The organism is Halorubrum sp. Hd13 (genome assembly GCF_002252755.1).
In the GTDB taxonomy this organism is placed as follows: domain Archaea; phylum Halobacteriota; class Halobacteria; order Halobacteriales; family Haloferacaceae; genus Halorubrum.
Map to the genome: position 1 here is coordinate 1 of NZ_NHOY01000056.1, position 19061 is coordinate 19061.

General features: G+C 69.8%; 20 protein-coding genes. 11 read left to right on the plus strand and 9 right to left on the minus strand.

What is annotated here, in order from left to right; all coding sequences use genetic code 11:
• The 3 genes from DJ81_RS07765 to DJ81_RS07775 all read right to left on the minus strand — a co-directional run.
• The coding region (locus tag DJ81_RS07765) for an NAD(P)/FAD-dependent oxidoreductase (RefSeq protein ID WP_094589202.1) at nucleotides 1-1213 on the minus strand (1213 nt) is incomplete at its 3' end.
• 139 nt (nucleotides 1214-1352) lie between these two features.
• On the minus strand, nucleotides 1353-1718 hold the full coding sequence (locus tag DJ81_RS07770) for a hypothetical protein (RefSeq protein WP_094589203.1): 366 nt from the start codon (nucleotides 1716-1718) through the stop codon (nucleotides 1353-1355).
• Nucleotides 1719-1807: 89 nt separating this feature from the next.
• Nucleotides 1808-2497 carry a helix-turn-helix domain-containing protein gene (locus DJ81_RS07775; RefSeq protein WP_094524589.1) on the minus strand — a complete coding sequence of 230 codons (690 nt, stop codon included), beginning with the start codon at nucleotides 2495-2497 and terminating at the stop codon, nucleotides 1808-1810.
• Between the two features lie 170 nt (nucleotides 2498-2667).
• Between DJ81_RS07775 and DJ81_RS07780 the strand changes: the two genes are divergently transcribed.
• The 5 genes from DJ81_RS07780 to DJ81_RS07800 all read left to right on the plus strand — a co-directional run bounded on the left by DJ81_RS07780 (nucleotide 2668) and on the right by DJ81_RS07800 (nucleotide 7273).
• Nucleotides 2668-3894 (plus strand): pyridoxal-phosphate dependent enzyme, encoded by a 1227-nt coding sequence (locus DJ81_RS07780; protein ID WP_094589204.1) that lies wholly within the window; start codon nucleotides 2668-2670, stop codon nucleotides 3892-3894.
• A gap of 101 nt (nucleotides 3895-3995) precedes the next feature.
• Nucleotides 3996-4586 (plus strand): GNAT family N-acetyltransferase, encoded by a 591-nt coding sequence (locus DJ81_RS07785; RefSeq protein WP_094524591.1) that lies wholly within the window; start codon nucleotides 3996-3998, stop codon nucleotides 4584-4586.
• Between the two features lie 73 nt (nucleotides 4587-4659).
• Nucleotides 4660-5061 carry a cytidine deaminase gene (gene cdd / locus DJ81_RS07790; protein WP_094524592.1) on the plus strand — a complete coding sequence of 134 codons (402 nt, stop codon included), beginning with the start codon at nucleotides 4660-4662 and terminating at the stop codon, nucleotides 5059-5061.
• A gap of 80 nt (nucleotides 5062-5141) precedes the next feature.
• Nucleotides 5142-6011 carry a nucleoside phosphorylase gene (locus tag DJ81_RS07795; RefSeq protein WP_094526634.1) on the plus strand — a complete coding sequence of 290 codons (870 nt, stop codon included), beginning with the start codon at nucleotides 5142-5144 and terminating at the stop codon, nucleotides 6009-6011.
• Nucleotides 6012-6091: 80 nt separating this feature from the next.
• Entirely contained in the window at nucleotides 6092-7273 is a 1182-nt protein-coding gene (locus DJ81_RS07800) for an NAD(P)/FAD-dependent oxidoreductase (protein ID WP_094526635.1), read from the plus strand.
• A 145-nt stretch (nucleotides 7274-7418) separates the two neighbouring features.
• On the opposite strand, the gene DJ81_RS07805 is transcribed toward DJ81_RS07800, so the two are convergent.
• Both DJ81_RS07805 and DJ81_RS07810 read right to left on the minus strand, forming a co-directional pair.
• Nucleotides 7419-7952 carry an Rrf2 family transcriptional regulator gene (locus tag DJ81_RS07805; protein ID WP_094525408.1) on the minus strand — a complete coding sequence of 178 codons (534 nt, stop codon included), beginning with the start codon at nucleotides 7950-7952 and terminating at the stop codon, nucleotides 7419-7421.
• Nucleotides 7953-8083: 131 nt separating this feature from the next.
• Nucleotides 8084-8404 carry a hypothetical protein gene (locus DJ81_RS07810; protein WP_094526636.1) on the minus strand — a complete coding sequence of 107 codons (321 nt, stop codon included), beginning with the start codon at nucleotides 8402-8404 and terminating at the stop codon, nucleotides 8084-8086.
• A gap of 104 nt (nucleotides 8405-8508) precedes the next feature.
• Between DJ81_RS07810 and rocF the strand changes: the two genes are divergently transcribed.
• Nucleotides 8509-9414 carry an arginase gene (rocF, locus tag DJ81_RS07815; RefSeq protein WP_094525406.1) on the plus strand — a complete coding sequence of 302 codons (906 nt, stop codon included), beginning with the start codon at nucleotides 8509-8511 and terminating at the stop codon, nucleotides 9412-9414.
• Nucleotides 9415-9431: 17 nt separating this feature from the next.
• On the opposite strand, the gene DJ81_RS07820 is transcribed toward rocF, so the two are convergent.
• Entirely contained in the window at nucleotides 9432-9728 is a 297-nt protein-coding gene (locus DJ81_RS07820) for a hypothetical protein (RefSeq protein ID WP_092561897.1), read from the minus strand.
• Between the two features lie 169 nt (nucleotides 9729-9897).
• Between DJ81_RS07820 and DJ81_RS07825 the strand changes: the two genes are divergently transcribed.
• Nucleotides 9898-10689, plus strand: a complete 792-nt coding sequence (locus DJ81_RS07825; protein WP_241881348.1) for a PHP-associated domain-containing protein — start codon at nucleotides 9898-9900, stop codon at nucleotides 10687-10689.
• 39 nt (nucleotides 10690-10728) lie between these two features.
• Here DJ81_RS07825 and DJ81_RS07830 read toward each other — a convergent pair whose 3' ends face one another.
• Nucleotides 10729-11232: a metal-dependent hydrolase gene (locus DJ81_RS07830; RefSeq protein ID WP_094589205.1), complete on the minus strand. Its 504-nt coding sequence runs from the start codon at nucleotides 11230-11232 to the stop codon at nucleotides 10729-10731.
• Between the two features lie 149 nt (nucleotides 11233-11381).
• Between DJ81_RS07830 and DJ81_RS07835 the strand changes: the two genes are divergently transcribed.
• Entirely contained in the window at nucleotides 11382-12485 is a 1104-nt protein-coding gene (locus DJ81_RS07835; RefSeq protein ID WP_094558531.1) for a pyridoxal phosphate-dependent aminotransferase, read from the plus strand.
• Nucleotides 12486-12813: 328 nt separating this feature from the next.
• Here DJ81_RS07835 and DJ81_RS07840 read toward each other — a convergent pair whose 3' ends face one another.
• Entirely contained in the window at nucleotides 12814-13458 is a 645-nt protein-coding gene (locus DJ81_RS07840) for an FAD-dependent oxidoreductase (RefSeq protein ID WP_094589206.1), read from the minus strand.
• A gap of 297 nt (nucleotides 13459-13755) precedes the next feature.
• Here DJ81_RS07840 and DJ81_RS07845 point away from each other — a divergent pair, with 297 nt between their 5' ends.
• From DJ81_RS07845 to DJ81_RS07855, 3 genes are all read left to right on the plus strand, one after another.
• Nucleotides 13756-15513: a 2-oxoacid:acceptor oxidoreductase subunit alpha gene (locus DJ81_RS07845; protein WP_094589208.1), complete on the plus strand. Its 1758-nt coding sequence runs from the start codon at nucleotides 13756-13758 to the stop codon at nucleotides 15511-15513.
• Between the two features lie 3 nt (nucleotides 15514-15516).
• Nucleotides 15517-16380, plus strand: a complete 864-nt coding sequence (locus DJ81_RS07850; protein ID WP_094525400.1) for a 2-oxoacid:ferredoxin oxidoreductase subunit beta — start codon at nucleotides 15517-15519, stop codon at nucleotides 16378-16380.
• 166 nt (nucleotides 16381-16546) lie between these two features.
• Entirely contained in the window at nucleotides 16547-17782 is a 1236-nt protein-coding gene (locus DJ81_RS07855; protein WP_094525399.1) for a digeranylgeranylglycerophospholipid reductase, read from the plus strand.
• A 51-nt stretch (nucleotides 17783-17833) separates the two neighbouring features.
• Here DJ81_RS07855 and citZ read toward each other — a convergent pair whose 3' ends face one another.
• Nucleotides 17834-18985 carry a citrate synthase gene (gene citZ / locus DJ81_RS07860; protein ID WP_094525398.1) on the minus strand — a complete coding sequence of 384 codons (1152 nt, stop codon included), beginning with the start codon at nucleotides 18983-18985 and terminating at the stop codon, nucleotides 17834-17836.
• Between the last annotated feature and the right edge of the window lie 76 nt (nucleotides 18986-19061).

Genomic DNA, 19061 nt, shown 5'->3' on the forward strand with positions numbered 1-19061 from the left:
CCTCGGGGTCGTCGGGGTCGGGGAGGTCGGCGTGGACGCCGGGCGGCTGCGCGAACTGCGCGAACCGGATCCGGTGGACGTCGAGCGTCTCTAGCCCGTCGAACCCGCGGTCGGGGTACCACGCTTCCAAGGCGTCGCGGACGTCGTCCCGGAGCGCGTCGGCGGGGCGGTCCAGCGACGCCTCGCCGAGGAACGTCGCCGCGAGCAGCGCGCGGTCGTCGGGGGCGTACTCGGGGGCGACCTCCGACATCGGTATCACGGCGTTGGGCGATTCGTCGGCCGCGTTGAGCAGGATCCGCTTCCCGGTCTCGAACGACTCGCCCGCGGGGAGCGCGTACCAGCCGGTGACGTTGGGAACGGCCTCGGTGGGGATCGACTCGACGCCGGTCAGCCGCCGGGCCTCCGGCGGAGTGGCGGCGACGACGACCGCGTCCGTCTCCCGCGTCGAGCCGTCCGCGAGCTCGACGGTGGCCCCCTCGGCGTCGGCGCGTCCCGTGCGGAACGGGATCCGCCCCTGGCCCGCAGTTCGGACCGATTCGACGTCCTCGCCGGTCTCGATCGTCACGCCCGCCTCGCGGGCGCGGGCGGCGAGCGTCTCGGGGATCGCCGTCATGCCCTCGGCGGGGACGCCGATGGCGCCGCGGCCCATCGCGCGGAACGTGTACTCGAACACCTGCTTCGAGGTGGAGAGGCTCCGGTCGAGCGTGATCCCGCCGTAGAAGGGCTCGACGAAGTTGGTCACGTAGTCGTCCGCGAAGCCCCAATCGCGGAGGTACTCGCGGATGGAGTCGTCCCGCCCGGCGAAGAAGTCGCCCTCGTCCCGCTTCGAGAGGTCGTACCGGAGCGCGAGCGTCCGGAGCTTGTCCGAAAACGAGACCTCGTCGTTCAAGAGCGAGGGGATCGCCCCGCGGGGATCGCGGAGGGGGTCCGAGAGGGTCGACCGCGATCCCGGCCGGCAGATCGTCGCGCCGGGAGCGAAGCGCCGGACGTCGAGGGCGTCGGCGTCGAGCTCGGCCGCGACCGCCGGGTAGCTCGTGAACAGCACCTGAAAGCCGCGGTCGATAGTGAACCCGTCGACGGTCTCGGTCCGCACGCGTCCGCCGACATCGGGCCGTCGCTCGTACAGCGTCACGTCCGCGCCCGCCTCGGCGAGCCGGGTCGCCGCGACGAGCCCGGCGAGCCCGCCGCCGACGACGGTGGCGTCTCCGTCCATACGCCCGATTCGGGTCGAGAGCTTATAAGCGGCGGCGAGTCGGACGCGACCCGGCGAGTGCCGACCGGCGAGTCGCGCCGGCGGGGCGGGAACCGGGCCGTCGCGCGCTCCGGACCGCGTCGGTCACACCGCGCGTCGGTCACACCGCCAGCCGGACGTCCGGTTCCGCGGTGAACGAATCCACGCACCGGTCACAGAGCCGCAGGTCGAGCTCTCTGGAGCCGGAGTCCGCCTCGAAGACGAGCGAAACGCGGCCGAAGGCGGGAGCGCCGCAGTGGGTGCATCGCCCCGCCCGCGCGTCGGGACCCGGCTCCGACCCCGACGGGTCTCGACCGCTCATGAGCACCGGGCGCGGCCGCCTGCCCTCTCGCTCGACGGTCGCGGTCCTTCGGTAATCGAAGCTCGTGTGATCGACCTCCGTCGCGGTCCCGACCCGGAAGTCGTCGTCTCGTTCGCGATCGCGGCGGCTCCCGCGGTCGCGGTCGATATAGCAGATGGCCGCCAAGTCATCAGTGCTCGTTGATCTGTCGCGGAGTCGAATCAAACCGTACCCTGTCGGTGGCTTTCACGTACAAGCCGCTTTTATATACTTAATTAGCCGCGATTCCGACGCGCGTCCGGGAGGTCCAACGCGTCGTGGACGACGTTTCGCACCCCGCGCCGGACGCGCTCCGAGGCGGCCTGTTGGGTGATCCCGAGAGCCGCTCCGATCTCCTCTAAACTCGCGTCGCGCGGAACGTCGAAGTAGCCCCGCTCCGCGGCGGCGGAGAGCGCTTCGCGCTGCTCCGGCGTCCAGGGCTTCGACCCCCGGTCGGACCGTTGTTCCAGCTCGTAGATGCTGTCGATCCTGAACTCCGTGATGTCGTTGTCGGCGAGGTACTGGTAGAACTCGGCGACGTTCTGATGGTCGGGAAACCGGAGCCGCAGCCGCCAGAAGTCGTTCGTGCTCTTGCCTTCGAGCACCGCGCCGTCGGCGTCGACGATGCCTTTGACGACGTCGAGCTCGTCGGTCACCCACTCGACGCGGTAGAGGCGCTGGCGTTCCTCGGCGCCGTCGATCAGCAGCTCGTCGAGCACGGCGACCGAACGCGTCTTGTCGCTGGCCTCTAGCGACTCGGTGAGCGAGTCCAACGTCGCCGACTCCCCGGTGACCCACACGTACGGTATCACGCGGTCGCCGGTCGGAACGATGCGTTCGAGCTCGGCCTCCAGCGCGAGGTCGGCGACGAAGCCGCCGAGCTCGAAGCGGTCGACCGAGATGCCGAAGTCGACGAGGATGGTCATAGAACATGTTTCTAATACAATAGTTTATATGTTCCTCTCAGCAACAGTCACGGATCGGTACGGATCGGATCCGACCGACGGACCGCAGAGACCGGCTCCGAATCGGCGACGTCGCGCCCGTCCGCGCGTCGAGTGAGAAGCGATTAGTCGCCGCCGCCGCAAGGGTGCGTATGGAGTCGACGGAGACGACGACGGCGTTCCGCGGGCTGAAGAGTCGCGCGTCTGGCCGCGTTCACGAGACCGCGGACCCGACGGCGGTGTCGGCCGAGGAGCAGGCGCGCGGGCTCGACCCCGCCTACGACTACGACGCGGTCGACCCGGAGGCGCTGTTGGGGTCGCCCGAGGACGGCCCGGCGGGCGCAGGGCGCGGCCACTGGCGCTTCGACGCGCTGCTCCCGTTCCCGGCCGAGACGGCGATCTCGGCCGGCGAGGGCGCGACGCCGCTCGTCCCGACCGAACGGCTCGCCGACGAGCTCGACGTCGATTCGGTGTACGTCAAAGACGAGGGGCGGAACCCCACGGGGACCGTGCTCGACCGCGGCCTCTCGGTCGCGCTCACCGCGGTCGCGGCGCGGGCGGCCGAGGGCGCCGACGTCGAACCGCTCGCGTGCGCGAGCCCGGGCAACGCCGGGCAGTCGATGGCGGCGTACGCGGGCCGGGCCGACCTGCGCTCGTACGCGTTCGTCCCCTCGCGGTGCGCGTTCTCGAACAAGGCGATGACGAACGTCCACGGCGGCGACATGCGCGTGGTCGGCGGCCGGTTCCCCGCGGCGGCCGCGGCGGTCGACGAGCAGCTGGAGACCGACTACACCGACCTCGGCGAGTTCGCGACGCCGTACCGCCACGACGGCGCCAAGACGCTCGCGTTCGAGTTGGTCGCCGATCTCGGCGACGCGCCCGACGTCGTCGTCGTCCCCACCGGCTCCGGCGAGGTGATCGCGGGCGTCTACAAGGGGTTCACCGAGCTGGAGCGGGTCGGCGCGGTCGACGCGGTCCCGCGACTCGTCGCCGCGCAGGCGGCGGGCTGCGCGCCGATCGCGGCGGCGGTCGAGCGCGGCCTCGACGAACCGGAGCCGTGGGAGACGCCCGACACGATCTGCGGCGAGCTGGAGATCGCCGACCCCGCGGGCGGCGCGGCCGCGGTCGAGGCGGTCACGGAGAGCGGCGGGACGGCGGTCGGCGTCGAGGACGAGGACGTGCTCGCGAGCGCGGTCGCCGTCGCCCAGAATGAGGTCATGGAGATGGGCGCTACCGGCGGCGCCGCGCCCGCCGGCGCCTGGGCGCTCAAGGGGGACGGGTTCTTCGACGGCGACGAGACGGTCGTGCTGGTCAACAGCGACGCCGGGCTCAAGACGCCTGACGTGCTGCGCAGCCACCTGATGGGACAGGGTATCTGAGCGCGGGGGCGGCGAGCGCGGCCGGCTGGCCTCCACGCGCCGCCGCGGTCGCCGACGTCGGCCGGGGAACCGTTTTTACGTCGGCCCGCGTACGTGAGAGTATGTACGTCCGCGACGCCAAAAACCGTGACGAGGCGTGGTTACTGGACGCGATCGAGCGGCTCGGGCTCGACGACGTCGCCTTCCGTTCGCGGGACTACGTGATCGCGGTCGACCAGGAGTCGGGCGACCGGGCCGGGTTCGGTCGGCTCCGGCTCCACCGCGGCGACGAGGGCGAGGAGAACCGGATCGAGCTCACCGGGATCGGCGTGCTCCCCGAGTGGCGCGGTCGCGGCGTCGGCGCGCACGTGGTCGAGCGCCTCGTCGACACCGCGGCCGCGGACGGGTTCGAGACGGTGTACGTCCTCACCGATCAGCCCGCCTACCTGACCCAGTTCGGCTTCGAGGAGGTCGACACCGACGAGCTCCCGCCGGCGCTCTCCGACCGGCTCGACGAGAAGCGAGAGTTCCTCGGCGGCGGCGTCGTCGGCCTGCGGCTCCCGGTCGACGCGTTCGAGATGCCGGACCGCTTCCGCGAGGCGTTCAAGGAGGCCGAGCCGGCGGAGTCGGCCGACGGCGACGAGACGGAGTCCCCCGAGGACTTCGGGATCGATCCCGAGTCGGCGACGTATAAGTACGACACCGGGCGGTGATCCGCGTCGAGGGCGCACCCGGAGCGCGGCCGCGACCCCGACCGCTTATCGCCCCGCCGGCCGACGACCGGATATGGACCTGATCGAGGCCGCGCGCGACGCGCTCGACGACGCGCACGTCCCGTACTCCGAGTACCGCGTCGGCGCCGCGCTCCGAACCGCCGACGGGACCGTCTACACCGGCTGTAACATCGAGAACGCGAACTACTCCAACAGCCTCCACGCCGAGGAGGTCGCGCTCGCGGAGGCGGTGAAGAACGGCCACCGCGAGTTCGACCGGATCGCCGTCACGTCCGGGGTGCGAGACGGCGTCACCCCCTGCGGGATGTGCCGGCAGACGCTCGCGGAGTTCGCGGCCGACGACCTCGTCGTCGTCTGCGACGAGGGCGACGGCGAGACGAGCGCGTACACGCTCGGCGAGCTGCTCCCGAACACGATCTCGGAGGGAACGCTCGACGACGCGAGGGACGTCTGAGGGCGGAGGGGAGGCCGAGCCGCCGGGCGGCGGATCGCGAGACGGAACTACTTTTAAACGGCTCGCCGAAGGGCGGAGACATGACCGACGAAAGCGAGACCTCCGCCGACGGCGCCGCCGGCGGCGACGGCGCCGCGGGCGACAGCGAGGACCCCAACGACGAGGCCGGCTACCACGTCGAGGTGGGGCCAGACGACGTCGCCGACGCCGTGCTCCTCCCCGGCAACCCCGAGCGCGTCGACAAGGTCACGACGCTGTGGGACGACCACGACGAGGTCGCGCACCACCGCGAGTACCGCACCGCGACGGGCAGCTACGACGGCGCGCCGATCTCGGTGACGTCGACGGGGATCGGCTCGCCGTCGGCCGCCATCGCCGTCGAGGAGCTCGCCCGGGTGGGCGTGGACACGTTCATTCGAGTCGGCTCCTGCGGCGCGATCCAGCCCGGGATGGACGTCGGCGACCTCGTGATCACGACCGGTGCGGTCCGGCAGGAGGGGACGAGCGACGAGTACGTCCGCGAGGACTACCCGGCCGCCGCCGACGGGGAGGTCGTCTCGGCGCTCGTCGCCGCCGCGGAGCGGCTGGGCCACGACTACCACACCGGCGTGACGATGAGCGCCGACTCCTTCTACGCCGGCCAGGGCCGTCCCGGCTTCGAGGGGTTCGAGGCCGCCGGCTCAGACGAGCTGGTCGCCGAGTTGCGGGACGCGAACGTGAAGAACATCGAGATGGAGGCGTCGGCGATCCTCACGATCGCGAACGTGTACGGGCTCCGCGCCGGCGCGGTCTGTTCGGTGTACGCGAACCGCGTGACCGGCGAGTTCCGCACGGAAGGCGAGTCGCGAGCGGCCGAGACCGCGAGCCTCGCCGTGAAGCTCCTCGCGCGTATGGACGAGGTCAAGCGGGAGGCGAGCGCCGACCGCTGGCACGCCGGGCTCTCGCTGTAGACCGGAAAGCAGTCCCCCGGTCTCGTCGCCCTCACGGACGTTCCAAAGCGACTTTACCCGCGCACTGCGGAACGATAGGCATGAGTACACAGGTCGTCGTCGTCGGCTCCGGCTACGCCGGGGCGGGTGCGGTGAAGGCGTTCGAAGACGAGGTCGGCGAGGGCGAGGCGGAGCTCACGTGGGTCTCGGAGCACGACTACCATCTCGTTCTCCACGAGGTCCACCGGGCCATCCGCAACCCCTCGGTCGCGGACAAGATCACCATCCCGGTCGACGAGATCAAATCGCCCGAGTCGGAGTTCGTGCAGGGGCGGGTCGTCAACGTCGACACCGACGAGCGCGTCGTCGAGACGGACGACGGGACGACCGTCGACTACGACTACCTGCTGCTCGGCGTCGGCTCCACGACCGCCTTCTTCGGCATCGACGGCCTGAAAGAGCACTCCCACCAGCTCAAGAGCCTCGACGACGCGAAGGCGATCCACGAGGACGTGCGGTCGGCCGCGGCCGAGGCGACCCGGTCCGACCCCGTCGAGGTCATCGTCGGCGGTGCCGGGCTCTCCGGTATCCAGACCGCGGGCGAGATCGCGGAGTACCGCGACAAGCACCGCGCCCCCATCAACATCACGCTCGTCGAGGGGCTCGACGAGGTCTTCCCCGGAAACGACGCCCAGCTTCAGGGCGCGCTCCGCCAGCGGCTGGAGGACGCCGACGTGGAGATCCTCACCGGCGACTTCATCTCGAAGGCCGACGAGGACGCGGTCTACCTCGGCGGCGGCGGGGACGAGGAGGCCGAGGAGCTCGCCCACGACGTCTTAGTCTGGACCGGCGGGATCACGGGCCAGCCGGAGCTGGAGAACGTCGAGGTCGAGAAGGACGAGCGCTCCAACCGGGTCCACGCCGCCTCCGACTTCACCACCAGCGACGACCGCGTGTTCGCCATCGGCGACACCGCCCTCGTCGAGCAGGGCGACGACGACGTGGCGCCGCCGACCGCGCAGGCCGCCTGGCAGGCCGCCGAGGTCGCCGGCGAGAACCTCGCGCGGGCCGCCCGCGGCGCGCCCCTCCAGTCGTGGGAGCACTCGGACAAGGGGACCGTCATCTCCGTCGGCGAGAAGGCGGTCGCTCACGACGTGGTCGGGATGCCGATCAAGACGTTCGGCGGCACCCCGGCGAAGCTGCTGAAGAAGTCCATCGCGGTGCGGTGGATCTCGAAGGTCTCCTCGCCCGGGCGCGGCGTGAGCGCGTTCGGCGACATGTAGGCTCGGCGGTCACGACACCGGTCGAAGCGGCTTTTCGCGGTCACCGGCTTTCGACTTCGACAGCGGCGGCGCTCTGGCCGTCGGCGGGTCGAGTGTGAGAGCGGAAGAGAGGTGTCGCCGGCGAGACCGTTGATTTCGGCGGTCGTCAGTGCTCGGCGGGCTCGTCGGGGGCGCGCATGTCGTCGATGCGGAGGATGAGGATGTTCGCGGTGTCGTCTTTCCCGTCGACGGTTCCGTCGATGACGAGCTTCGAGAGCGGCGTGGGGCCGACGGTGACTGAGTCGCCCTCGTGGAAGCTCCGGACGGAGCCCTGGACGTGGATCTCGGCGCGGCAGAGCTCGGGGTGGTGAACGCTGGAGAGGTCGATCCCGTCGACGTTGACGCCCGTTACCTCCTCGCCCTCGTGGAAGATCGGGACGTCGGCCGGCTCGTCCATGCGCTGGATGTCGAGCGCCTCGTACGCGTTCGAGGTTGGCTTGTAGCCGCCCTTCGGACCGGGGACGCCCTCGACCAGCTGGAGCGCTTTCAGGCTCTGCATCTGGTTGCGGATCGTGCCGGGGTTGCGGTCGACTTCCTCGGCGATCGCCTCGCCCTTGACGGCGTCTTCCTGTTCCCCGTACAGGTTGATGAGGGCCGTGAGGATGCTTTTCTGACTCGACGTGAGCTCGATCGATGACATGGTCGCGAATAGATTGCGGCACCGCTTAAATGCGATGGAAGCCCATTATAAACGATCGTGCGAGATCCGCCGATCCGCGCCGTCGACGGCTACGATCCGTACGTCGACGGCTACGATCCGTACGTCGACGGCTACGACCCGTACCGTCTGCGCAGCCGGACGTACGCGAGCGGGCTCGAGAGCGCGACGACGACGCCGACCCCGATCAGGGCCAGTCCGAGGTCGCTCACGAACAGGGCGATCCCGGCGCCGACGAGGCCGATCACCGCCCCGGTGAAGGCCACGGCGATCATGCCGCCGATCGGTTCGATGTCGCTGCCGCTGACGTCGGCGGGGTCGAACTCGGGAGGTGGCTCGTCGGCGGCGTCGCTTCCGGCGTCGTCCTCGTCGGCGGCGGCGGAACTGCCGTCGCCCTCGTCGACAGCGCCGGAACCGCCGTCGGTGCCGCTCATACCCGACGATCGGGACGCGGCGACAAAACCGTGTGCGATCGCGTCCGGCGGTCGGTCCGGCTGGACCCCCGCCATTCAAGCGCCGGGACGCCGCGTCCACTGGTATGACCACCGTCAGGATCATCGGCGCGCCGACCGACTACGGGGCGAACCGACGCGGCGTGGACATGGGACCGTCGGCCATCCGGTACGGCGGGCTCGCCGATCAACTCGCGAGCGCGGGCGTCGAGACCGTCGACGCCGGCGACCTCGCGGTCCCGCGCGCGGAGGAGCGCGACCCGGACGCGGACGCCCCGAGCGGGGGGAAAGCGAAGTTCCTCGGGGAGACGGCCGACGTCTGCCGGCGCCTCGCGGACGAAGTGGGCGGAACGCTCGCCGACGGCGCCGTCCCGCTCGCGCTCGGCGGCGACCACTCGATCGCCATCGGGTCGCTCGCGGGGTCCGCGCGCGACGCCGACATCGGGGCCGTGTGGTTCGACGCTCACGCCGACCTCAACACGCCCTCGACGACCCCCTCGGGCAACGTCCACGGGATGCCGCTCGCGGCCGCGCTCGGCTTCGACGAGTTCGCGGGGTCGGAGTGGGCGAACGCGCCCGGGCTCACCCCGGAGAACGTCGCGCTCGTCGGGCTCCGCTCCGTCGACGAGTCGGAGGTCGAGGTCATCCGCGAGCACGGCTTCGCGGCGTACACGATGTCCGACATCGACGAGCGCGGGATCACCGACGTCACCGAGGAGGCGATGGCGACCGCGGGCGACGGCGTCGACGGCGTCCACGTCAGCCTCGACCTCGACTGGCTCGATCCCAACGAGGCGCCCGGGGTCGGGACGCCGGTCCGCGGCGGGGTGACCTACCGTGAGGCCCACAGCGCGATGGAGATCGTCGACGAGGCCGGCAGCCTCCGGTCGATGGAGCTCGTCGAGGTGAACCCGACGCTGGACCAGCACAACGAGACGGCCGAGCTCGCGACGGAGCTGGCGGCGAGCGCGTTCGGGAAGCGGGTGTTGTAAGGAGTGACCCGCGGCGGTCAGACCCCGCGGTCCAGCTCGTCGACGACGCGCTGGAGGTCGGCCTCGCGCTCGATCTCCCGTTTGATCTCCTCGCGGCGACGGACGGCCGCGGAGTCGGCGTCGTAGGCGCGGACGAACTCGGCGCGGGTGTGCTCGTCGAACGCGTGTCGGATCGCGAAGTAGCCGTCCGGGACGATCGTGCCGCACACCTTGCACTCGTGGCGCTGGTGGCCGTCGGTCTGGTGGACGATGGCCGACTCAACGTCGTCGAAGGCGGCGTCACAGCCGTCGATTCCGCACGTCCAACGGGGCATGTGTTCCCGTCGCTCCCGCGGGGGATTAACCGTTTCCCCCGGCGGCGACGGGTCGTCGGCGCCGCCCGGGAGCGTCGGCGTCGGACGCGCTCGCTGTACCCCGCGCCGGAACCGGATCCGCTCGCCGTCGAACGATACCCCTTTGCTCGGGGACGCATATCGTGCATTCGTGACCCGATCGAGAACGCGCGTCGACGCCCACGTGAAGGTGCTCGACGACGACGTCGTGGCCCTCGCGAAGGAGCGGGGGATCGACGCGCTCGTGTACGCGCCACACTTCACCCGGCTCCGGACGGTCCAAGAGCGCGCGGGTCGGTACGCCGACGACGACCTGACGATCGTCCCGGCTCGCGAGGTGTTCACCGGCGACTGGGGGAACCGCCGGCACCTCCTCGTTCTCGGGCTGGAGGAGCCGGTTCCCGACTACATCACCTTCGAGGCGGCCATGGCCGAGTTCGAGCGACAGGACGCCGTCGTGCTCGTCCCCCACCCCGGCTTCGCCACCATCTCGCTGACTCGCCCGGAGATCGCGGCGCACGCCGAGCGGCTCGCAGCGGTGGAGACGTACAACACCAAGCTCCTCCCGCACCAGAACGGCCGGACGCGACGGATCGCGGAGGTGACCGATCAGCCCGGGTTCGGCTCCTCGTACGCGCACCTCCCCGGCACCGTCGGCGAGGCGTGGACCGAATTCGAGGGCGACTTCGACGACGCCGACGCGGTCGTCGACGCCTTCCGACAAGAGCGTCCCCGGACAGTGGTCCACCGCGGCGGGGTCCGCCACCAGCTCCGCGGGCTCCTCGAGTTCGCGCACCTCGGCTACGAGAACACCTGGGAGAAGCTCGACCGGCTGTTCCTCTCCGGCGACGAGCCGACCCTGCCGACGAACGTCGTGTACGAGGGTCGGTTCAACGACGTGAGCGTCTACTCCGGGACGCTCTCGGACTACCGACCGAAGTGACGCGGCCGCCGTTCCGCGATCGCAGAGAAGTGAGACGCCTCAGACGCCGAGCCCCGCCGCCGCCTCCGAGGCGGCCGCCGAGAGATCGAGGTCGAGCGTCACGACGTAGGTGTGGAGCGCCCAGAACGCCGCCAACTCCAGCGTCGTGATGACGACGGTGACGAGGTCGGCGTACTTGCTGCTCGTCGTCACGCCGGAGGGGAGGCCGTACTCCGTGTCCGACAGCGGGTGGAACAGCGCGATCCCCCGGCGGCTCCCGACGACGTCGAGGAGGTAGTGGGTCAACACGCCGATCCAGACGTACTGGAGGTTCCCGAAGACGATCGGGTACGCGACGAAGACGGCGAGCACCGGGAGGCTGTGGAGGGTCTTCCGGTGGCGACCGAACGCGGTGTCGACGTCGGGGAACAGCGCCCCCAGCACGATCGGCACGGTGATCTGGGCGGTGGTCCGCGCCGTGGCCATGTCGAGCCCGGGCTCGATGACGAAGCCGAGCCCGAGCGCGAGCAGCAGGGCGTTGAGGACGTGGCCGCGTTTGTTCATATCACCGGGTGGCTGGGACCGTAGGTGAAACCTCCGGATTCCGGCGACCGGCGGAGGGCGGTCCAGCCGGTCGCGCGAGCGCGCCGTCCGTTTGACTCGGGCGCGCCGCCGGTCGAAAGAGCCACGGCGGACGCCGCCCAGCGGTCGGTATGGAGTACGAGGAGCCGAAGTTCTTCCACGTGATGCAGTACGCGGCCGCGGCCGACCGCGACGTCATCGACATGGTGAGCGGCAACCCCGACTGGGAGCCGCCCGCCGCGCTGCGGGAGGCGCTCCGCGAGTACGCCGACCTCCCCCCGGACGCCTTCCAGTACCCGCCGAGCGAGGGCCTGCTGGAGCTCCGGGAGGCGATCGCCGAGCGGCGGAGCGTCGACGTCGACCGCGTCGTCGTCACGAACGGGACCGGCGAGGCGAACTACCTCGCGATGGCGCGCGCGTTCGATCGGGACGCCGGCGACGAGGCCGTCCTCCTCGATCCGGTCTACCCGTACTACCCCGGGAAGGTGGACATGCTCGGCGGCGAGGCGGCGCTCGTCCCGACCGAGCGCGACGGCGGCCTCGACGTCGCGGCGATCCGCGAGGCCGCGAGCGCGGACACCGCGCTGATCGTTTTGAACACGCCGAACAACCCCACGGGAGCCGTGTACGACCTCGACGCGGTTCGCGAGGTCGTCGAGATCGCGCACGCGGTAGACGCCCTCGTCCTCGTCGACGAGGTGTACGACCACTTCGACCAGACCGGCCGCTTCGAGTCGGCGCTGACGCTGGACTCCGACCGCGTGATCGTCACCAGCGGCTTCTCGAAGTCGATGGCGATCACGGGCTTCAGAGTGGGGTACGGGATACTCCCGGCGGGCCACGTCGGCGACGCGAAGACGCGGCACATGCTCGTGAACGTCGCGGGCCCCCGGCCGTCGCAGTACGCGGTCCACCACGCGCTCGCGGAGACGCCGCCCGAGTACTACGCGGAGGCCCGCGAGCTGCTGGCGGACCGGGCGGACGCGTTCACCGACGCGCTCGACGCGGCCGGCGCGGAGTACAGCCGCCCCGAGGGCGCCTTCTACGTGCTGGCGCGCTTCGAGGGCTTCCCCGGGACGATGGCGAACGTGAAGCGGTTAGTCGACGAGGCCGGCGTCGCCGGGATGCCCGGCGAGGCGTTCGGCAGCGCGCGCGACGAGTGGATCCGGTTCGCCCTCGTCACCCCCCGCGCCGTGGAGGCCGCGGAGCGGCTGGCGGACTACTTCGGAGACTGATCCGCGGCGGATCGCGGTCGGCGCGTGCCTGCGAGGCCGCCTGGCGGCCGAGCAGCACGCGCGAGGGAGTCAGTCGCCCGGAGCGACGCGGAGGGCGACTGACGAGGCTGGGGAGGTTGAGGTGCGGGACGGTGCGGACGGGTGGGATTCAAAGGGGCAGGCGCGAGGCGGGCGGAGGCGACACAAGAACCGTAAGGAGTGAGCGCAGCGAACGACTGAGGAGCGCAGCGAGCGTGCGCCCGCCTCGCGCCTGGGGCTTTGGCGGTGTTCTCCGTCGATCCCCGACCAGCGATTCAGTAACGTTCAACCGAAACGTACCGAACTGCGTCTAGCCGAAGTTCTCGACCTTCGCGGCGTCCGCGTCGCCGCCGGCGGCGTCGATTGCGGCCTCGGCGTCGGCCACCAAATCGGCGAAGCCGTACACGAAGACGGTCTCGCCGTCGACGCCCGTCAGCGCCTCGGCGACCGCGTCGTCGAGTTCCTCGTCGGCGTCGAGGAGGTGGATCGCGGCGCCGCGCTCCTTCAGCCGGTCCAAGCGGTCCGCGTGCGACACGTCGTCGTCGCGGTAGACGACCGCGGCCTCCGCGCCGTCGTCGAGCGCGCGCTCCGCGATGGCGACCGCCGGGCCGACGCCCGGGCCGCCCGCGATCACGACCGCTCGCGGCTCGCCGTCGTAGTGCTGGTCGCCGAACGGGCCCGAGAGCGTCATCTCCGTGCCCGCCTCCGCGTCGGCGAGGAACGCGGAGAACTCGCCGCCCTCCTCGGGATCGATGCCGACCGTGACCTCGAAGCTGTCCCCGACCGTGGGCGACGAGAGGGTGTAGAAGCGGGCGACCGACTCGCCGTCGATCTCGGTGCCGAGCCTGACGAACTGACCGGGTTCGGCGGCGAACCCGTCCGGCGCGTCGAACCGGAGGGCGTACGTGTCGCGGCCGACCGCCTCGACCGCGCTGACCGTCGCTGTCGTGTCCATACGACAGATCCGGTCGGCGGACACAAACGTGTTCCCGTCCGCGTCGGTGTTGCCCGCGTCTGAGACGACCGGCCGGTGACGGGCGCTCGGGATTCGACGAACGTCGAAAACCGACTGCGACGCAGAGGGTCGATCGTGAGGAAAAATGGAAAACGAACGTCCATCTGAGGCGGGTTTAGATGGGGATTTTTTGTTGTATATCCATATATACGATTAAATATGGACGAATGTTTGAAAAGCCGCTGGTAGCTCCTTCCAGAAGTCTTTTGATGAGTCCGGCGAAACCTGCGACATAGCATGGCTGCGGACTTCAACTGGGCCGTCGGCGGGGAGGCCGGCGACGGCATCGACTCGACCGGGAAGATCTTCGCGCAAGCGCTCTCTCGGGCGGGTCGACACGTGTTCACGTCGAAGGACTTCGCCTCGCGGATCCGTGGCGGTTACACCGCCTATAAGGTGCGAACCTCCGTCGACAAGGTACAGAGCGTCGTTGACCGGCTCGACGTGCTCATCGCGTTGACCCCCCGGACCATCGAGGAGAACCTCGACGAGCTCCACGAGGGGTCGGTGATCATCTACGACGGCGAGCGGACCACGATGCAGGACGTCGAGATCCCCGGGGAGATGACCGGGATCGACGTCCCGCTCAAGCGGCTCGCCGAGGAGGCCGGCGGGGCGATCATGCGGAACGTCGTCGCGCTCGGCGCGGCCTGCGAGGTCGCCGAGTTCCCCATCGAGAACCTCGACTCCGCCCTGGAGAAGCGATTCGCGGACAAGGGCCAGAAGCTCGTCGACAACAACAAGGAGGCCGCCCGCGCGGGGCGGTCGTACGTCGGCGAGGAGTACGACCACGAGTTCGACTACGACTTAGAGACCACCGACGAGGACTACGTCCTCCTCAACGGCGACGAGGCCATCGGCATGGGCGCCATCGCCGCCGGCTGCCGCTTCTACGCCGGCTACCCGATCACGCCCGCGACCGACGTGATGACGTACCTCACCGGCCGGATCGAGCGCTACGGCGGCCACGTCGTGCAGGCCGAAGACGAGCTCTCGGCGATCAACATGGCGCTCGGCGCGGCCCGCGGGGGCGCGCGGTCGATGACCGCGACCTCCGGGCCCGGGATCGACCTGATGACGGAGACGTTCGGGCTCATCGCCACCTCGGAGACGCCGCTCGTCATCTGTAACGTGATGCGCTCCGGCCCCTCGACCGGGATGCCGACGAAACAGGAGCAGGGCGACTTGAACCAGATGCTGTACGGCGGCCACGGCGAGGTGCCGCGGTTCGTGCTCGCGCCGACGACCATCGACGAGTGCTTCTGGAAGACGGTCGAGGCGTTCAACCTCGCCGAGAAGTACCAGCTCCCCGTCTACCTCACCGCCGACCTCTCGATGGCGGTCACCGAGCAGACGTTCTCCCCGGACACGTTCGACATGGACGCGGTCGAGGTCGACCGCGGCTTCGTCGTCGACGAGGCCGACATCGACGGCCACATGAGCGACTCCGGCGGCTTCCAGCCCCACGAGATCACCGACGACGGGGTGTCGCCGCGGGCGTTCCCCGGCACCGCCGACGGCGCGCACATGTCCACCGGGCTCGAACACGACGAGCAGGGCCGCCGGACCGAGGACACCGAGATGCGCGTCGCACAGGTCGACAAGCGCAACCAGAAAGTCGAGACGGCCCGCGAGCGCGAGGACTGGAGCCCGCGCGAGTTCGGCGACGCGGACGCCGACACGCTCGTGATCACGTGGGGGTCGAACGAGGGCGCGCTCGCCGAGGCGGTCGAGATGCTCGACGACGAGGGGCTCGACGTGCGGGTGCTCTCGGTGCCGTACGTCTTCCCGCGGCCGGACCTCACCGACGACGTCGAGGCCGCGGAGAACGTCGTCGTCGTCGAGTGCAACGAACAGGGGCAGTTCGCGGACCTGGTCGAGCACGACGTGCTCGCGCGCGTCGACCGCGTGAACAAGTACAACGGCGTGCGATTCAAGGCCGACGAACTCGCAGCGGAGATCAAAGCGACCCTCGCGGAGGGGGCGGAGGCGTAACCAATGAGCTCAGACATTCGATTCACCGATTTCAAGTCCGACAAGCAGCCGACGTGGTGCCCGGGATGCGGCGACTTCGGCACCATGAACGGGATGATGAAGGCCCTCGCGGAGACGGGCAACGACCCCGACAACACCTTCGTCGTCGCCGGCATCGGCTGTTCCGGCAAGATCGGCACGTACATGCACAGCTACGCGCTCCACGGCGTTCACGGACGCGCGCTTCCGGTCGGGACCGGCGTCAAGATGGCCCGCCCCGACATCGAAGTGATGGTCGCCGGCGGCGACGGCGACGGCTACTCCATCGGCGCGGGCCACTTCGTCCACGCCGTCCGGCGCAACGTCGACATGACGTACGTCGTGATGGACAACCGCATCTACGGGCTGACGAAGGGGCAGGCGTCGCCCACCTCGCGCGAGGACTTCGAGACGTCAACGACCCCCGACGGGCCGAAGCAGCCCCCGGTCAACCCGCACGCGCTGGCGCTGGCGTCGGGCGCGACGTTCATCGCGCAGTCGTTCTCCTCCGACGCGCTCCGCCACCAGGAGATCATCCAGAAGGCGGTCGAGCACGACGGGTTCGGCTTCGTCAACGTCTACTCGCCGTGCGTCACTTTCAACGACGTCGACACGTACGACTACTTCCGCGACTCGCTGGTCGACCTGAAGGAGACGGACCACGACCCGACCGACCGCGGCGACGCGAAAGACGTCATCCTCGACTCCGAGAAGGAACACCAGGGCGTCATCTACCAGAACGAAGAGTCGGTGCCGTACCACGAACAGCACGGCGTCGACGAGGACATGTCGGTCATCCCGGACGGCGCGCCCGAGGGCGCGACCGACCTCGTCCGCGAGTTCTACTGACGCCGCCGTCCGTCTTCGCGACCGATTTTTTGACGACCGGCGACCGCCGAAGCGCCCGACATTCCGACCTCGGCCGAGAGCCAAATTCCGGCGACGGAGCCGGCTCACGCCCTGTTCGTGACCGGTTTCAGCAAGCCTAATTACGTGGGTCCGAATTACGTTGTATATGGTTGATCGCTACGACGTCGTTATCGCGGGCGCCGGACCAGCGGGGGCGCAGTGCGCCCGCGACCTGGCGACACGCGACTACGACGTCGTCGTTCTCGAAACGGAGCCGGAGGCCGAGTTCCCCCGCCAGAGCAACAAGTCGACCGCGGGGACCTTCCCGTCGATGATGTCGGCCTTCGGGATCCCCGACGACGTCGTGATGTCGTACACCGACGACGTGGTCCTGGAGTCGCCGAACAGCTACTACGAGAGCTACCAGCCCGGCGCGGTCTTGGAGTTCGCCGACTTCAAGCGCTTCCTCGTCGAGGACGGCCGCGAGAACGGCGCGGAGTACCGGTTCGACTCGCGCGTCTCCCGCCCGATCCTCGACGACGACGGGGTCGTCGAGGGCGTTCGGTACGACGGCGACGAGGAGGTGTACGCCGAGGTGGTGGTCGATGCCACCGGCCCGGCCGCGCCGATCGCGAGCGCGCTCGACGTGGTCGACCTCGAACGGGAGAACCAGGCGATCGGCATCGAGTACGAGATGGAGGGCGTCGAGATGAACCACCCCGAGTACGCCGACCTGCGGCGGGCGATGATGCTCCGGCTCGACCACGACATCGCCCCCGGCGGCTACTCGTGGATCTTCGCGACCGGTGAGGACACCGCGAAGGTCGGCATCTGTTACATCCAGAACGACCGCCACCGCGAGTTCGCCGAAGAGGGGAAAACCGTCGACGGCTACCTCAACGACTGGATCGAGCGCGATCCCCGGTTCGCGGACGCCGAACAGATCGACGACACGATCCACCGCGGCTCCGCGCACATCCAGATGCCCGACGAGATGCACACCGACCGGTTCCTCGCGATCGGCGATACCGTGCCCACCATCGACCCGCTGTGGGGCGAGGGGATCCACAAGGGGATGAAGTCGGCCCGCGCCGCGGCCGCCACCATCGACCGGTGTCTCACCGACTCGGAGCGGCGCCTCGACGCCGAGAGCCTCGCCGTCTACGAGCGGCTCTGGCACCGGGACGTGGCCCCGCGGATGCGCGCCCGGCTGATGCTCACCCGACTGCTGTACCTCGCGCCGAACGAGCGGTACGACCGGTTCATGGAGGACCTCCGCCGGACCGACGACAACACGCTTGAACAGGCGAATCAGGGGAACAAGGCCGCGATGGCGAAGCTGCTCCACCTCGACGACCTCCCGTTGTTGACGAAGTTCGCCCGGGAGCGGTGGGGCGCGTAGGTCGCTCGGTTTAGAGGTCGGCCGCGTCGCGAGAGACCGCTGCCGCTCCGTCTACCGCTCGTCGATCGGAACGATCTCGGCGCTCTCGGGGCCGGTGTACCGGGCGCGCGGACGGATGAGGCGGTTGTCGGCCTGGTACTCGACCATGTGGGCGATCCAACCGCCGGCGCGGCTCATCGCGAAGATGGGCGTGTACATGTCGACCGGGATACCGAGCGAGTCGTAGACGGAGCCGGAGTAGAAGTCGACGTTCGGCGCGATACCTTTGTCTAACAGTCCTTCGTCGGTGAGGTACTCCTCGATCGCGGTGGTGTAGTCGAGCCACTTCGTGTCGCCTGACGACTCGGAGAGGTCCCGCAGCTTCTCCTGGAGGATCTTCGCCCGCGGGTCCTTCACTTTGTACACGCGGTGGCCGAAGCCGGGGATGCGCCGACCGTTCTCGCGGGCGTCTTTCACCCACGCGACCGGGTCCTTCGCGGAGTCGTCGATCTCGTAGAGCACTTCCATCACGTCTTGGTTCGCGCCGCCGTGGAGCGAGCCGGAGAGCGCGCCGATCCCCCCGGTGACGCCGGAGTAGACGTCGGCCAGCGTCGATCCGATCACCATCGCCGTGAACGTCGAAGCGTTGAGCCCGTGGTCGGCGTGGAGCGTGAGGGCCATGTCGAACGTCTCCTCGCTGACGGCGTCGGGCTCTGTGCCGGTGAGCATGTAGAGGAAGTTCCCGGCGTACGAGAGGTCCGGGTTCGGGGCGAGCGGCGCCTCGCCCTGACGCGCGCGTTCGAAGGCCGCGAGGACGGTGGGGACCTTCGCCGTGATCCGACGGCCCTGCCGGCGGGCCGTCTCCGTGACATCGTCGTCGTCCGTGTCCGCGTCGGGGTCGTACGCCGACAGCATGGAGGTCGCCGTCCGGAGGGCGGCCATCGGCCGCTCGCCGGCGTCGGCGAGGGTCCGGACCGTCTCGAGGACGTCGTCGTCGACGGCCCGCTCCGCGGCCAGGTTCGCGGCGAACGCGTCGAGCTCCTCGCGCGTCGGCAGCGAACCGTGCCAGAGGAGGTACAGCACCTCCTCGTAGCTCGCGCCGCGAGCGAGGTCCTCGATGTCGTACCCACGGTACACGAGCTTGCCGACCTCGCCGTCGACGTGGCTCAGCTCCGACTCCGCGACGAGGACGCCTTCGAGCCCGCGCTTTAACTCGTCTGACATGCAGTGACGTTCCGACCACCGCCAAAAAAGCGTTATCTTTCAGGAGGGATAAAGTTCGACGATCGACGAACCTCGG